Raw genomic sequence first — 16308 nt, forward strand, 5'->3', positions numbered from 1 at the left:
ATAAAATTATATTAAATTATTTTTTATTCTAAGTTCATTCCAAGTAAAAGTCAAGGAATTCCTATCCGAATTTACCGAATATCTAAAAATCCTTTTAATACACCAATTGTCTCAGGTGCTTGCAGTCTTGCACATACGTACGGAAATTCCGTACTACCTTCAAACATCATTTGGGATGTAAGGGGTGCGCCTGCCCAGAAGATTTCATCATCAATTACGATAAACGGGAATGCTTTATTTTGTCTTTGTAACTTTACATTTTTCAGTGGAACTGGTCCATCACTATACACTGTTATTTGCGCATTTGTACGCATTAACGCTTGCCATACTCGTTTATCCACTTGTTTTGTACTTGGAAGTGAAATAATAATTTTTCGTTTTGCGACTAAAATATCTTTCAATAACCCTTTCGTTTCCTCAAGATTCATTTCCATAAACCAGCGTAAACGTTTCGAAATTTTCCGTTCCCACAATTGTCTTGATGTCGTACGATCATACACATCTCCGTGACGTTCTATATGAGCTGTTAATTGCGATAACGCTTGTTTTCTTGAAAGGTTTTTACGCATATAATGGCAATCTGATAATTGAATGAACTTCCCTCTCGCCCTTGTCACTGCTACATTGACGAGGCGATGGTTTTTGTGATCAAAGAATAATACGCCAGGTCGTTCTTGCGGATAACTGTCAACCGTATCAAAGATCATCATATCTCTTTCAGAACCTTGGAACTTATGAACTGTCGCCGCTAAAACTGGTATGTTTTGATATTTCGTTCTCTGCAACATTTCTCTAATACACGTTGATAAAAAGCGTGACTGCGCCCTGTAAGGTGTCACAATACCGATTGATTGCACACCGTCTAACAATCCGATTAACATCATTTGCATTGCTACTAAACCAGACATAATGTTAAAACGTGAACCAGAAGCAGCATCTTTTAACGAAAAAGCTCCCATTTGGCTCGTATCAAATAAAACACTCGCTTCATTTGCGAACGGCTGCAATTGCGCAAGTTCTTTACGCTCTGAAACAGACGGATGATCGTATACTCTATTTTTATAAATAAACGAATTCGTAAACTTCGATATATCCGCATGCATACGTCTTTGTTCCTGCAACATAAATAGGTTTGGGTGTGCTTCTGATTTATTAACAGACTCAACAATCCCAGCATGGTAAAACATATCTTCCCCAAGCCATTTGCGAACGAGTTCATGATTTGCCATCGCAATTGGAGGTAACTGTAAAAAATCACCGCAAACGACGATACGTTTTCCAAGTGAAGCAGCTAATGCAATTTGCGGAACATATGCCATACTTACTTCATCTACAACAACTAAATCAAATGTGCGCTCATAAATAAGTGAATCAATGGCACATTTCGATAAAGTTGCGCCGATTACTTTCGCATTTTCAATATATTCTTTTTCTACTTCTTTAATTTTAGCCTTTTGCTTTCGAAGATCACTTTCAATCTCTTGTATACGCTTCTTATCAGCAGATGTTGCTTTATACGATAAGATTTTTTCACGAAGCTCTTGTCGCGTCTCTTCTAAATAGAGTCTTTCCTCACCCCAAGATCCGTTCGTTGTTTCAACTAACTTCGACGCAAGTAACGTTTCATGATTTCGTATATGTTCATGTTGACTATAACCGTAACGAACAATTTCGCCAGGCGTCCATTTCTTTTTCTTCTCAATTTGCTTCGTTACTTCACTCATTAATACGTCTACTGCCGCATTACTATGAGCCAACACAAGTACCGATTTTCCTTTTTGATAATGAGCCGAAATAATACGTGATAAATTGTAAGACTTCCCTGTTCCTGGTGGTCCCCATACGTAAGTTGTCGGATTATAAAACGCACGATATGCCAATTCATTTTTCGGATTTTTCATCTTCTCAATATGTTTCGGACTGCTCGTCCCATCAACAAGACGCTTTATACGATTACGTTTTAGCTTATCTTTACGTGCTTCCTTCAACCTCTCTTGTAGTTGCTCTAACAATTGCCACGGTTCACTATATAAAACAGCTTCTCGTATTTCACCTTGTATATAATCATTTAATTTCAGTTCTATTTCTAATCCATGTACAGACAATACTTCTCCTGTCGCTTCCTCACCATCAAACTCAATTCGAATGGGTGAACCTTCAGGTAAGCTTACTTCCGAAATAAGCTGAAATACGTATACTGTACTTTCATAATCTGTATATAAAAAACGACCATTCATGATAGAAATTTTACTACCACCTATCGTTTTCCAATGTTTAATTTCATATGCTAATGCATAATGCCACTCTTTCATCGTTTCCGATAATGAAGGAGTTTGAGTAGTTGTATTCATCGTATAATCTCCTTCCTTCTCCCCAAACATACTTTCTCACTATACCATATAAAACGCTAAAATTTGTAAGGTTTTTATCTTGCTTATTTTCTTAATTTTCAATAACATATTGTATATAATTTTCAGAAAGAAGGAATCTACATGCCAGTTAGAAGAATTGAACACGTCGGACTTATGGTTGCAAACTTAGAAACATCTATTTCATTTTATGAAGAAGTAGTCGGCTTACAACTCATGAAACGTATGGGACACCCGAATCCAGACTTAAAACTCGCTTTTTTAGGTGTGGAAGAATCAAAAGAAACGATACTAGAACTCATTGAAGGCTACAACTCTTCTCTTCCGGCAGAAGGAAAAGTACATCACATTTGCTTTAAAGTGGATTCATTAGAGGATGAGATCGAAAGACTGAAGAAACAAAAAGTAACCTTTTTACTAGGAGAAGAAATCGAAACATTACCAGATGAAACACGTTACATATTCTTCGCTGGTCCTGATGGAGAGTGGATTGAGTTTTTTGAGACGGAGAGATAAAGCAAACCTTTATTTTGCGGGATAGAAAAGGAGCCGGAATTCCGACCCTTGTTTTTAACCAGTAACAATGAAACATACCTCCAACCTAAGAATTTACCAAGATTAAAAACACAATCATTTTGTTAGGAGGAGAGAATGGGAAATACAGTCTTTATTATTGTTTTTTTGGATACTGATACTATTTCCAATCCTTTATGTAATCAAGATAAAGGATTGGAATATAAAAATAGTTGCCTTATTTGTTGGAAGGATTCTATTAAGCATTTTCTATTTCATAAATGGAATGGTGTTAGGTCTGCAACGAAATTGGGTAGAATCTCCCTATGAAACAGAATGGGATTTCTTTGTAAAGTCTTTACTAAACGGAAAAACTGATGCACTTATACACTTGTTACTTCTAATTATTATCATTACTTTGGATCTATTCTTTACATTTTATTATATCAATAAAAAGAAATAGGATATTCTATCCTATTTCTTTTTTTATGAGTAGCGCCATATCGCTATCAAACTAATGTTTTACGCTGCCCCTAAACAATAATTTTTTACATTTTTACTATGAGAATGTCAATTTTACTATTTTTGGGGTATTTATTTTTACTAGCTTGATGGACATGGGGTTGATTTATTTTCTTAGGTTAGTAGACATGTGGTGCTATCCCACATCCATCAACTTAAGGTATATTTTCAAACAAAATGTGGTCTTTCCATATAGTTTTTTATTATCTTTTGTAGATTTTATAAAAGCGGGCATATCAAATAAACCCTGACGGGTTTCAATTTTTTACTATGCTACCTGATGAGTAGAAGTGGTATACTCATAGACAACACCCAAAATATCAAAGACTGTCTTTTTCTCGTATCGATGAGATTTTCGTCCGTTGTGCTGTAGGAGGTTAAACAGACGAAGGAGAACCTTTGATAATTCTTGGGTGTTTTTGTGTAATGCTTGGTAAAAAAGTGAAAAATAATCCTTAATTATGTACATCGCTTTATATTCACTTAGCTCTTTCTGTTTCTTACGTAATAGGAGTTCTCGCATTTTAAACATAGTAGAAGAACATAATAGAATACTAATGAGTTGCCCATAAAGATGACATTCTAATCGCTCTTGTTTAATAGATTTACAACGATGAATTTGAAACCAAGATTTCCATATTTTAAATAACAGCTCAATTTGCCAACGTAATGAATATAAATCATAGATTTTCTCTTTTGGTACCCATTCCGTAGGAATGTTTGTCATATATACCGTAATACCTTGTAAAAGCTTTGTACGCTCTGTATATGTAATTCCTTTTTTCTTTTCACGAATAGCTCGGTCACGTAGGCGTTTCTGTTTTTGCTCCTCGGTACACCTATAAACTACAATACGAGTAGGCAATTTGTCCTTACTCCCTACATATACATCGTGTAATTCATACACTTGGCCAGGTTGTAGTTGTTTCATAATGTCTTCCAAATGAATTTGTATATATACTGGTTTCAATTGAGAGGGTTTTGTTTTAAATACCACTGTTTCGAACTCTTTTCTATATATTTTAGTTGGTAACTTAAGACGAGATAAATAATACCCCTGCTTGTCTTGAATAGACTTAAAGTCTTGTAGACGAAAATATCCTAAGTCACGAATATACAGCTCATTCTTTTGTATCATGCCTGTTCGAGTCGCACCATACGCCTGATCACTTCGTTTTCCTGGCTCAATTTTCACATCAGAAAATTCCCCACTCAACAAGTCATACTCTAGTTGAATTTTCACACCAGCTTTATGACTACATCCTCCGGCACCAGGATAGGTAGATGCGAATCGATCTGGAACCTGAAAGGTTGTAGAATCAAGGATGCGAATGCGCTCAAAGTAGGAAGAAAGAGAATGAGAAATCTTAGATACGCCTCCAATTTTAGCTTGTAGAAGTGTAGTAAATACAGTTCGAAAGAAGGCTACAGAAGCAGAGTTAAATCGCCGATTAAGTCCTTCCGGACTTAATAAAACTCCTGTTGAAGTTTCTAATTGACTACATAGTTGAGTAAGAGAGGTAGTAGCGACTTGTTGATTTAGCCATACACACAAAGATAAGAAATGGTGCCCGTGGCACTTACGTTTTCGTTTCATTCCGCCTGCTTCTATGGCTAATTGATTAAGTGTAGCGGGAGACATATATCGATATAACTCTTCAGCGAATAAAGATAATTCTTGTTTTTGATTCATATTCATAAAAAACACGTCACCCTTTCTCATTAACATAAGAAAATAGTAACGTGCTTTTAACTTCAAAAATAGTCTAAATCCTTAAGTTGATGGATGTGTGGTGCTATCCCATTGCTATTAAGCTAAGAATTTAAGTGTAATATCATTTAAGGTAATACTTAAGATACAGATAAAATATCTTTTCCATGTCGCACTGTTTTATTGAAGTCTATCCCGAGTTATAGCTAGTTCAATGCGACTGTAAATTCGGAGTTCGGTGCGCCAGCAAATACAACTGTTCCGTTCTCTGGTAGTTTCACTTTGTTATTATTACTAACAACGCTAAAATTGACGCATACTCCATTCCCATCATACACCGCGAATGAACTTCCTGATGGCAACTCCACATTCATCGTTTTCCCTGCTACCTCTTGCGGAATCGTAAACCATTTCGCATGCCCATTTTTTTGCAATGTAACTTTCGATAATTGACCTGTATCAAGGGGTTTTACGTTAGATTCACTGACGTATAAAAAGCTGGACATCTCCATATATTCAGTACCATCCTCTGTATAGAAATGGGCTTCCTTTGTATCCCGCCCATTCATCACAGGAATTTGAATTTGATGCGTCGCCGTATTCGGACCTGTAATTGTTTTGCCGTCCCAATATCCATCCTTGATCGTAATTTGTGTGTTAAGAGGCATTAGTTGTCCTAGATAGTTCATAGAATTAAATTTTTCGTTAACGAGATAGAACTTGCCACCCTCGCGCTTCGCCCATGCAGCAGCTGTTTTCTTCGGTAACACATTGTTTTCTAATTTCTGGGCTAAATAGTGAGTCAGCACATTTTGCCCCAATCCCGGTAATAATTCATATGTGCTCTCTCTCAAATAAACTTTTCCATTCTTCTCTGTGACGAAGTTAAGCTTGGAAGTACCCTTCTCATTTATAAAGCTTCCATCCGCCGTATATACATATTTTTCTTCCGGTTTAGTTGGTAAAAACAGTTCTCCCTTCTTCGTAATTTCTATTTTGAAATGGCTATAGCTATTTCCATAAAATCCTGCTTTTTTTACCACATCTTGAGGCACTTTAGCCTTGTCGGGCTTGCCGAAGGATTTATCTGGCTTTATATCCTTAATTGTCCCTTTCTCTTTAAGCCTAGCTAGCAGTAATTTATTTGCCAACAGTTGATTTGTCATGCTGCTGCCACGGGAGGACAATACAGCTGCTGCCATCTTCTGTTCTGGAAGCACGACCAATGTAGCATGTTGCAGTATCGTATCCCCACCTTTAGTCAACGCTTTTATCCCATATTCACTGAATGGGTATAGTTTCACACTATCCCAGCCAAGTCCATAGTTGAACACATTTCCGCTATCTTCCGGCCACATTCCTTTTTTATATTCTTCTTGTTCCATCGCCTTGACTGCTTTATTAGAGAGAATTTCTTTCCCCTGTCCCATAAATATTTGTGAGAATCGCACCACATCTTCTGCAGTAGAAGAGATTCCTCCCGTACCAATTAGATTCACCATTTCACTTGGTAGCTGTCCCTGGTATGTCGGAGAATACAGTCCAGCCCGCTTTTCGTCTTCCCATTTGTCTTGCGATGTTATCGTATGATTCAGTTTTAATGGCTCTGTAAACTTTTGATGTAGAAATTCAGTAAAACTCATACCGCTGACTCTTTCTACCAAGATCTCAGCCAGTGTAAAACCGTCATTACAGTATACTGAGAACGCGCCAGGGTCTGCCTTCAAGTTTTGGTTGGACAATTGTTGCAACAAGATATCATGGGCATAAGCATCATTATCTTTAAATAAAAATGCATTATTGAACGTCGAACCTTGCAAACCTGAGGAGTGATTCAACAGCATACGCGGTGTAATGCGTTTATATCGTTTATCTTTCATTTTGAACTCAGGAATATAGCCAGTAACAGGAGCATCCAAATCAACTTTTCCTTCGTCTACTAGTTTCATAACAGCCGCTGCTGTATATACTTTACTGGTTGAACCAATTCCATATAGAGTATCTTTAGTTAATGGTTCTTTCCCTTCTATGTCGTTCTTGCCTGTCTGCCCCGACAAAATAAGTTTACCATTATCAATCAGCGCATACTGCACGCTAGTCGTCTCATAGGACTTCGTGAGTAGTTCAGCGTTCTCTGCAGCAATCTTCTCCAAATCTTTACTAGCAACTTCTTGGCTAGATACAACCGGAGCCTTACTGCTAGAAGACGCTATCGCTCCTGTTGGCAAGCTCATCGTTAGGGCCAAAGTAGCGGCTAACACCCCAGATAATTTATTTTCCATAAAAAAATGCCTCCTTAGATAAATGATTAATTTCATCTTTTATTTGTTCAATTACAAACATCACATAAACTACTATTCTGGCTTTATCCCTACTGTTGTAATAAACGGTAAAACCTCTCTTTTTCACATGTATGTTAGTACCATAAATGATTTTTTTATTTAGAATGCGCTTGTTACTAGTTTGGTTTTCGTATAAATAAACCCTATTTATCCTCCCTCTTTTGTGCTTCTCTATATTTGTATCCTACATAATAAAAATTTCTTTTTTCTTATGCATTTCTTACAATTTCCTTACGTTCAAATCACTTCTATAATTAGGTAAATTTTATTTTAAAATCTCCAGGATAATAAATGCTTATATAATCCCACAATTTCATAGAAGATGGATTCATACCCCTGCGCCAAATCATCATACACATCTCTGCTATTTCCTTGGATGCCCCCCTCAACCTTTACAACAGTTCCAACTGGCATCAACACTTCTTCACGTTCTTATAAATAGTAATAACTAATCAACTCCTTACCTGAAAATAAATGAATATAGAAAAAGAGAGATAAGGTTAAAATACCTTTATCTCTCTTTTTCTTTCACAAATTTTGCAAAGATTTTTTTTGTAAGAGTCCCCTCACCATCAATTTAAGAATTAAAAAAAGAAGGGGATTATCCCCCTCCTTTTTACGCTTGCTCCGACTTTCGAAATTATTTAATATACCCACGGTTCAGTTCCGTTAACTTTTCATTGATGTTAAAAATTTTCACTCTAATATCTTTTACACCAGCTGCTTCAAGTCTGCTCTTGTGCATTTCCGCGTATTTTTCAGCATCTTGTTTTTCTTCAAATACATAAATGCCTCCAGCTTCTTTTGTTTCTTCATTCTCTGTCCATATTTTCCAATGAAACCCTTCTTCTTCGTTAATACTTTTTGCTAAATCCCAAAATCCTTTTTCCATTTCTTCACCAAAAGGACCTTCAAACGGAAAATCAACTTGTAATAAATATGCCATTTTCACTCACTCCTATTTTTAATATAAAATTCTTCCCATTCTTTTACTGATTATGATTCAAATGATCGTAATGTCTAAATCAGTATTGCTATTATTATTCAAGCACTAATTTGAGAATCCCCCTATTTGTAAAATAATCACATAATGATAGTAACTTGAACGCATAAAGTGAAAGTTTAATAGTTTTCGGTTATTTTTAAAAAATGTGATACAAACTTATCCCTAAACTAAGGACAAACAAAACAAGTGCAGGTATCGCTTTCTTAAAGGGATCTCTCGCTAATACAATTAGCGTTAATGCAGCTGCAAGCATCGTACCGCCTAATAACAAGCCTGCCCATAAAGCTACTGTTGAAATCCAAATTCCTATCAACATTCCAATCGCTCCTACAATCTCAAAAGCTCCAGTTAAGAAATTAAAAAACGAAGGTAAACCAAATCGTTTGAATTCATCTGCCATTTTCCCGGATATAATTTTCGTTCCTGTCATTAAAAAGAACAGAAACAACACTACTTTTACAATATTGATGAAAATTAAAATAGTAATCACACCTCTCTTATTATTTGATAAAAACTCAGTATTATTCAGGTAGTAGTCACTACCTTTACCCTATTTCCTGAGATTACCCGTATGGAAGTCGCTTCAATTTACATTACCCTTTTCAATGTTAAAGGGCTGAAAATTATATGCTATAGCATATATAATACCTAAAACAAAGTTTGTTCCTTATGAATAGCATAGCATCAATAAGGAACAAATATTAATAGTGTGTATCATACAATTTGTTTAATAGCGATTGTAATACTTTAATTTCTTCCTCGCTCAAATTACTCGTAACGAAATGGTGAGCGTCTTTCACTACAGGCAAGATTGTTTTCTTTAACTCGTCACCTTTTTCAGTTAAAAAAAGGTTATGTGAACGCCTATCTTGGTCATTCAAAGCCTTCTTTACAATCCCTTTTCTCTCCATTGACTGTATCATTCTAACAACAGTAGTTTGATCTTTATCAATAGCTTCCGCCAATTCTTTTTGAGTAGTGCTCCTTTGGCTACAAAGAACACTAATAATCCCCCACTGCTCTGGCGTAACTCCATACGGCTTTAATTTCTTCGTAAAATAATTGGTCATTTTCACATCAGTACGATGAACAAGATAGCCTATTAAATCATGTAAGTTCATATATCACCTCTATAAATTAAGATATAAAAGGATATAGCATACCAGTCAATCATTCACAATGAATGTATTTGTTTCACCATATATATGCTATGGCACATATAATAAAGTAGATTATTTTAATTGTCAAATGATTTACCTATTATTTTTCGAAAACAAAATCGCCCCCTTAGATTATAGAAGGAATGACTAATTTGACGTATTTCTCTGGCGATTTCTCCCCTGTCGTTTTATGATATGCTAATAACATTTGATAAAATATGGTATCTACAAATAGTCAAATACCTTTAAAGATACCTCGTCCAGTTCTTGCTGTTGCAAGATAAACAGCATATAATCAGTTAACCACCCTCATGAGCAACAAAAACATAAAAAAGACATTCCAAATACGGAATGCCTTCTTTCATTTTATAAACCCCTCCACTTAAATCTATTTTACAACTATAACATTCAACACGCTGAAATCTCCTATTTAACGTAATCAATCAATTAACTAAAAAAAATTGTTAATTGCACAATGCTCTTCTCACTTTTCTTGCAAAATTTAGTGGATCATCAACGTCTTCGATATTAACGTAAATCAAATTTGGATCATCACATAACCACTCATTGTGTATAGACGAAACGATTATTCCTTGTTTAATAATTGTCGCCACAAATTCAGTGACTTCTTTTTGTAAGAGTGCTACTCGGCCTAGGCATAATGCCCGTCCAGTTTTATTGTCTCGTGATTCGAATGAAAAAGAAGTGGTTACTCTAAAACGTTTTCCCAAGATTGTTGCTCGTATTTCATCCCTGTTTATTGTTGCCACGCATTTCCCACCGGCGAATCCTTCTTGTCCACCGATAATTCTTGCAAACTGTTGACAAATTGATTCCTCATTAATCGCCATACCTTTAATCATCTCCCCTTTTACTGTTAGATTATGAATGAATACATAGGTCTGAAACGGTAATGAATCTAATGTATTAAAAAAATGATGGCAATCTACCGAGAGCTATTAGCTCAATTATTCTTGATTATTTAAATTAACTCGGCTATATATGTTAAGACATTTTTAAAGAGCATAAAAAAGACACCTTAAGGTGCCATTCTCCGATTTGAGAATCATATCTATGTATGGAGAAATTTAGAAAAGAGAAGCTTCTAACTATAATTTATAGAACTCTTATGCCATGAATTACTTACATATTTCCTTATTTACTAGAAGAAGAATCTCAGTTACATTATTTTCTGAACAGTCTCGTTAAAGCCATCCCAAGAAATCCAATGCCCATTCCTATTAGCCATCCAGTTTGGGCATTACCTAACATAGATCCCACTCCTCCACCAAGAAACATACAGCCAACGAATACTAATCCTCCAATTCCCCAATTCGGCCGTTCCATAATTCAATCACATCCTTTCAATAAAACATATGCGATTAGCTCCCTCAACTTTCTTCTATAGGATAGTTCATTATTTTGCTTAGGTTTAGCGCTTCAAGGAATTCATAAGATGTGAAGCTTGAGCCATTTATATAGATTGTAGAAGTATGAAGATTTTCCACATTTTCAAATGGTAACGTATAAGCATGAAAACACTATCGAAATAAAACCCCAGAAATCCAACGGTCTCTGGGGCTTCATTATATATTTAGCTCTTTTTGCTTTTTATTTTGTTTATGTCTATACAGCAATTTTCGACTTATTAGAGAAATCACTAATAAGGTCAGAATTAATAAGATAAGTTGCATAAATGATAAATCAAAATATTTAGCACCTGTAACGATTAAAAGTGTAGAAATCGTGCCTTTTACAACGAAAAAAATAATAACCCATAACCCGCCTTTTTTCCAGTTCATTTTATATTACCCTTTCCTACGTTTAAATTCTTAAAAGATTTAATTATAGTTCTTAAATGTGACAACTTAATAGAACTCTATTATATTAACAAAAAATTCATGTCTAATTAAATGCAACGATTCTATATTAAGTGAAAATGATATTCATTGTCAATTTTATTGACTATTTGAATACTTATTCTTAATCTCTTCCTACTTTGTTTCTTATTAACAATACACTTTTGTATTCAAACAAAAACACCTCCATTACATTTGCACACTTAGTATGCGAATGCAAGAGGTGTTTTTTCATATACCATCAGGTAAGATTTCCTGTTTTGTTTATTTCTTGATACGTAGCTATTTTTTAATACACGATAACTGGATCATACGTGTTCAAACTATCATATACAGTTTTTGCAACATTAGGAAGAAGGTTCACACATCCACCTGATCCTCCTGTTAAATAAGCATTATTTCCCCAGTCTTTTCGCCAGCCGGCATCGTGGAATCCTTGACCACTATTTGTGAATGGAACCCAGTAATCTACTTTAACCGCATAATCAGCTTTTCCTACTGCGTTACCTCTTAGCGTATATGGTGTTCGTTTATAGAGGACGTACCACACACCTGGTGATGTATCTTCACCAGTACTATGTTTACCAGTTACTACATTTGTTGTAACAACTAATTTTCCATCTTTGTAAATCCAAATTTGTTGCTCTGCAATTGAAACTTCTGCATACGTGTCTCCGATGCCATTATTCGATGTTGTTTTATAACCGATACCTTCCTTCTCCCAACCATTTCCGTGAATATTAGAAGCAGAAAGCGACTTTTCGCCTTTCTCAAAGGCTTGTTGAACTTGTTTAGTTTCTTTTTCAACATCTAGTGCCCAGCCGTATCCTTGTCCTTTTACTGATATGACTGAACCGGAATGCGTTTTAAATGAGAAATCTTTATTTAATGTTGATTTGGCATTATTAATTTCAGTAATTTTCTTCTTAATATCACTCGCATCAATTGTAACTTTCATATCCTTTGACATAGAGGCATTTTGAATTAAATCTTTCGCTTTTAAAGGATAAACTTCATCCTGCACTTTATACTCAACAGACTGCCCAAGAAGATTCTGTAGTGCTTTCTCCTCTTTTTTGACAATCGGATCGTCTTCTTTAATAGGTTTTATGTATGCAGACTTCAGATGAATTTCGCTTTTATATTTTTGCTTATCATAATCTTTCAGTAGACTAGTAACATCATACTGTTTCCCTTCCACACTTTTCGAAATAACAATTTTCCCTTGTTCTAGCTTCGCCATAGCATCTTGAGGCGCTTTTAATTTTTCATTCATAGAGATGAGCGTTTCTTCTACAAGTTTTTTCATCGTTTCACTACGATACTGATCTGCCTTCTCTGGTAGCAATGAATAATTTTCTCCCTTTGAGGAAGGGAAAAATGTCCACTGACTTTTTAATAGTTTCTTAACTTGAGGCAAATCTTTTTCCGTAAGTTCCGTTTTTGTATCTTTTTCATCTAAAATTTGTTGTTGATCAACATAGACTTTGTTTGCTAGTCCAGATGTCTTTAATTTCTGTATTGCCTGATCAGCGCTCAGACCACCAACTTTTGTGTCATTAATTGTAACATTCGAATTGAAGTGAGTTGCCTGATAATAACTCATTCCCCCAATAAGAAGTGCAATTACACCAATACCCACTACGATAAACTTCCAATTTGTATAACGTTTTTTTGATCTTACTCGTTTTTGATCAATTTCTTCAACTGATTCATTTGTTGTATTGTTGTTCATCAATCTTTCCCCCGTATGCATTAACGTCAAACGATTTTCAACTAAAATCATAAACTAGTGTACCTTATTTTTCCTAAAATTTCATTATTTCCGACCACATTTTATCGCAATTTAATGATTAAATTTAGATTTTTTAATAGTACGATGCATTGAACAGCCACTTACAAGTAATAAATCATTCAAAAGTGTTGCTTCCTTATATCTATTAATCTAACAGAATAAGTTGCTCCCAAAACGCTACAAACGAACTAAATTCTCATGAATAACAGCTTGTATTCATATTTGGATACTTCAACATATTTAATTGATAAACATGACAATTCCCCTTTAAGAAAAATATAAAAAATCAGACAGTATACTTGAATTGCTCTTCGCAAGAGAATATACTAATAAAGCAGGCTATGACGTTCCTTCCTTCTAACTTCTTTGGCGAAATAGGGATGTTACTTTCCTGCTAAACACATAGGCTATGACAATTCTTCCTTCTTTGTAGAAATTTCAAATTGTTTTAGAGTTGTCAATTTCCTATGAAAATAATTAAACTATAAAACCTCTTTCTTCTTTGGGATTGAATAAACTTTAGTTTATCAACCATTGATGTAGAGGTTTTCTTTTCTTCATTAACAAATTACCACTTAACAACTAAATGTTATACCCCTAATTTTTCACTAAAAAATAGCTATGTAACCTCTGTGCATTTTTCTACAATTAGTGTGTTTATGCATGTGAAAATAAAAATCTACCACTGAAAGGAGGACAGTCGGACTATTCCCCTCTTTTATAAGGAGTGAATAGCTGGCGTTCTCATGAAAAATTCTATTTATATAAGAAGAAGTTTGAAAGTAATTATAAAAAGAGAAGAAAATAAACTACCGAACATGTATTTAGCCACTGTTTTAAAAAACTTGGAAAGTTTAGGATTTACTTTTTCTGAGCCTTTAATAGAAGAGTTGCAAACACTTTCGGTTGATGCATTCACATCGTTTTACAAAGAGTTGGTAAAACATTTAAAAGAAATGGTTGGTGCACATATTCAGTTTACTCCTATGTATCCAAACTTTCCGCAACAAATGATGGATTTAAGTGACGCTGATTTATACATCAATGCCGTTATTCATTATGTGACGTTGCGCCTACCTGTATCAAAAGTAGAAGAACGACTTCCTCTTTTAGATAGCGTTGATTTGAAAGTTATTGACTTAGGAAGTGAAGAAGATTTCAATCAAATGATTTCTCAATTGATTCGTGCAAACAGCTCTATTTCCTCAACTGATAAGACAGATGTAGAATGGGCTATTACACACACTGAAGATGTTTCCTGTTTTCTACCTAATGTAATCCCTCATAAGGAAAATATGTCTTTTATAATTGGGGTTTTATTAATAAACAGAAAAATATCAGCCGATGCTGTTGCAAAGTATTTTAAAACGGCAACTGATGTTCTTCGCCTTGCAGTTGCTTTATCTGAAGGCGATGTGAGTTTAGCATCCTCCGTTCGATTCAAGAAGTTTAACCGAGCAGAAAGACGCTTCCTTTTAGGATTGTTAGAGCAATGCGGAAACATTACAGAAGATATGCTTCGATACAAAAAACGTTGGATTCGTTTAGGTGAAATTCTTCATCCAGCAGAATATCATACTCGTTTCCCAAAAACCCACCGAGCATTTGAGATTCTTCGCAACAACATTAAAGTTGAAACATTTAATGGAAAAATAGAAGCAGCTTTGTTGAATCGTGATATCATGACAGCAAAAAACCTTTTAAAAACTCGCCCTGGGGAATTTGCCAGACGCTTGGATCATTTAATCCGTTTATGTAGTAATGAGTCAACAGATATTTTCAATATTCTCGAAGAGTTTCTAAGTATAATCGGAAACGTTTCTACTCCTGTATTACTTCAACTCACGGCTCATTTTAAGCATCGAAATGATAAAAATGAATTTCGTACATTTTTTCCAAAGGGAAATGTAGCAAAAGCTATAGGTATTGAAAATACACTTCCATTTATCTCAGAGGATATTTGTTTAATGATTGTAAAAATGTGTGAAGATACTTTAAAAAATCGCTTCGCAGAACTTCCAAGTCTCGGAAAAGTATTTTTGGATGAACAGTTAAAAAATCACTTAGTTCCCTTCTCTCAACGTTCAGCCAGCAAAGCGCTTCGCACATTATCTCGAGGAAGTAAAGTAGATTTGCCAGAAGGAGATACGATTCGTTTTTTCCTATGGTGGAAAGAAGGCTATGTGAATGGACAACATACAGGACGCGTTGACATTGATTTGTCTGCTGCAATGTACGACGAAGATTGGCAATACAAAGAACATGTATCCTTCACGAACTTACGTTCAAAAAATTTCAAAGCCTACCATAGCGGAGATATTACTTCTGCACCAAAGGGAGCATCTGAATTCATTGATTTCGATATTCCGTCTGTGCTGAAATATGGTGGACGCTATGTAGTTATGACTTTGCTTTCTTACACAGACCAACCATATAAAGATTTACCAGAATGCTTTACTGGTTGGATGGTTCGTCAATATCCTGGTTCAGGTGAAATATTTGAACCTTCTACTGTTCAAGATAAAGTGGATATTACTGCCGACACCCAAATCTCTATTCCAGTTATTGTAGACTTAAAGGAACGAAAATTGATTTGGACAGATTTGTCTCTTACAAGAGATCTAACTTATGATAATACCATCGAAGCTAATCAAAAAGGTATGATACTAGTTGGAAAGGCTTTAACTAATTTAGTTAAACCGAATTTATATGACTTGTTCCGATTACATATTGAAGCTAGAGGTGAACTCGTTCAAGACATCGAAGAAGCAGAAACTATTTTCTCTTTGAATAAAGGGATTACTCCTTTCGATATCGAAAAAATAATATCTGATTTTATCGCTGACTCAAAAGGCTAACTACATTACAAACATTGATAATGTGTGGAAAATATCGATGTATAATGTCTATGTGAAACAGGACCTGATAGATGCATATCAGGTCCTGTTTTTTATTTAGTAGATACTAAATAGTCTTGTTAATCACTATTCATCTAAATACACTATACTAATAAAGTGAAATTTATTCGAAA

12 protein-coding genes and 1 pseudogene are annotated in these 16308 nt (G+C 35.0%); 3 read left to right on the forward strand and 10 right to left on the reverse strand.

From position 1 onward, the window contains the following. Positions 1-71: 71 nt before the first annotated feature. Positions 72-2381: an AAA domain-containing protein gene (locus tag MKY21_RS15970; RefSeq protein ID WP_002000162.1), complete on the reverse strand. Its 2310-nt coding sequence runs from the start codon at positions 2379-2381 to the stop codon at positions 72-74. A 111-nt stretch (positions 2382-2492) separates the two neighbouring features. Between MKY21_RS15970 and MKY21_RS15975 the strand changes: the two genes are divergently transcribed. Beyond that, entirely contained in the window at positions 2493-2885 is a 393-nt protein-coding gene (locus MKY21_RS15975; protein WP_001145285.1) for a VOC family protein, read from the forward strand. A gap of 135 nt (positions 2886-3020) precedes the next feature. Then, positions 3021-3345 (forward strand): annotated as a pseudogene (locus tag MKY21_RS15980) (hypothetical protein). Between the two features lie 327 nt (positions 3346-3672). Here the strand turns inward: MKY21_RS15980 and MKY21_RS15985 are convergent. The 9 genes from MKY21_RS15985 to MKY21_RS16025 all read right to left on the reverse strand — a co-directional run bounded on the left by MKY21_RS15985 (position 3673) and on the right by MKY21_RS16025 (position 13217). Next, on the reverse strand, positions 3673-5103 hold the full coding sequence (locus MKY21_RS15985) for an IS4 family transposase (RefSeq protein ID WP_001056973.1): 1431 nt from the start codon (positions 5101-5103) through the stop codon (positions 3673-3675). Positions 5104-5321: 218 nt separating this feature from the next. Further along, entirely contained in the window at positions 5322-7397 is a 2076-nt protein-coding gene (locus MKY21_RS15990; protein ID WP_341076821.1) for a serine hydrolase domain-containing protein, read from the reverse strand. A 700-nt stretch (positions 7398-8097) separates the two neighbouring features. Then, positions 8098-8403, reverse strand: a complete 306-nt coding sequence (locus MKY21_RS15995; RefSeq protein WP_000323757.1) for a monooxygenase — start codon at positions 8401-8403, stop codon at positions 8098-8100. A gap of 196 nt (positions 8404-8599) precedes the next feature. Continuing rightward, positions 8600-8950, reverse strand: coding sequence for a DoxX family protein (locus MKY21_RS16000; RefSeq protein ID WP_033685496.1), 351 nt, complete (start codon positions 8948-8950; stop codon positions 8600-8602). Positions 8951-9164: 214 nt separating this feature from the next. After that, positions 9165-9584: a MarR family winged helix-turn-helix transcriptional regulator gene (locus tag MKY21_RS16005; RefSeq protein ID WP_001048563.1), complete on the reverse strand. Its 420-nt coding sequence runs from the start codon at positions 9582-9584 to the stop codon at positions 9165-9167. 503 nt (positions 9585-10087) lie between these two features. Then, positions 10088-10474 (reverse strand): DUF1259 domain-containing protein, encoded by a 387-nt coding sequence (locus tag MKY21_RS16010; RefSeq protein WP_152121634.1) that lies wholly within the window; start codon positions 10472-10474, stop codon positions 10088-10090. 334 nt (positions 10475-10808) lie between these two features. Next, positions 10809-10970: a hypothetical protein gene (locus MKY21_RS16015; protein ID WP_000441009.1), complete on the reverse strand. Its 162-nt coding sequence runs from the start codon at positions 10968-10970 to the stop codon at positions 10809-10811. 239 nt (positions 10971-11209) lie between these two features. Then, positions 11210-11425, reverse strand: coding sequence for a hypothetical protein (locus MKY21_RS16020; RefSeq protein ID WP_001104104.1), 216 nt, complete (start codon positions 11423-11425; stop codon positions 11210-11212). A 346-nt stretch (positions 11426-11771) separates the two neighbouring features. After that, entirely contained in the window at positions 11772-13217 is a 1446-nt protein-coding gene (locus MKY21_RS16025; protein WP_341076823.1) for a L,D-transpeptidase family protein, read from the reverse strand. Between the two features lie 806 nt (positions 13218-14023). On the opposite strand from MKY21_RS16025, the gene MKY21_RS16030 reads away from it, so the two are divergent. Then, on the forward strand, positions 14024-16135 hold the full coding sequence (locus tag MKY21_RS16030; RefSeq protein ID WP_341076825.1) for a TerD family protein: 2112 nt from the start codon (positions 14024-14026) through the stop codon (positions 16133-16135). The last annotated feature ends 173 nt before the right edge of the window (positions 16136-16308 follow it).

Origin of the sequence: Bacillus sp. FSL R9-9497 (assembly GCF_038005805.1) — a bacterium.
In the GTDB taxonomy this organism is placed as follows: domain Bacteria; phylum Bacillota; class Bacilli; order Bacillales; family Bacillaceae_G; genus Bacillus_A; species Bacillus_A cereus.

Bases quoted from the DNA above. Each gene is read 5' to 3' on its own strand.
- MKY21_RS15970 (WP_002000162.1), bottom strand. From the start codon at position 2,381: ATGTTTGGGGAGAAGGAAGGAGATTATACGATGAATACAACTACTCAA.
- MKY21_RS15975 (WP_001145285.1), top strand. From the start codon at position 2,493: ATGCCAGTTAGAAGAATTGAACACGTCGGACTTATGGTTGCAAACTTA.
- MKY21_RS15985 (WP_001056973.1), bottom strand. From the start codon at position 5,103: ATGAATATGAATCAAAAACAAGAATTATCTTTATTCGCTGAAGAGTTA.
- MKY21_RS15990 (WP_341076821.1), bottom strand. From the start codon at position 7,397: ATGGAAAATAAATTATCTGGGGTGTTAGCCGCTACTTTGGCCCTAACG.
- MKY21_RS15995 (WP_000323757.1), bottom strand. From the start codon at position 8,403: ATGGCATATTTATTACAAGTTGATTTTCCGTTTGAAGGTCCTTTTGGT.
- MKY21_RS16005 (WP_001048563.1), bottom strand. From the start codon at position 9,584: ATGAACTTACATGATTTAATAGGCTATCTTGTTCATCGTACTGATGTG.
- MKY21_RS16010 (WP_152121634.1), bottom strand. From the start codon at position 10,474: ATGGCGATTAATGAGGAATCAATTTGTCAACAGTTTGCAAGAATTATC.
- MKY21_RS16015 (WP_000441009.1), bottom strand. From the start codon at position 10,970: ATGGAACGGCCGAATTGGGGAATTGGAGGATTAGTATTCGTTGGCTGT.
- MKY21_RS16020 (WP_001104104.1), bottom strand. From the start codon at position 11,425: ATGAACTGGAAAAAAGGCGGGTTATGGGTTATTATTTTTTTCGTTGTA.
- MKY21_RS16025 (WP_341076823.1), bottom strand. From the start codon at position 13,217: ATGAACAACAATACAACAAATGAATCAGTTGAAGAAATTGATCAAAAA.
- MKY21_RS16030 (WP_341076825.1), top strand. From the start codon at position 14,024: ATGAAAAATTCTATTTATATAAGAAGAAGTTTGAAAGTAATTATAAAA.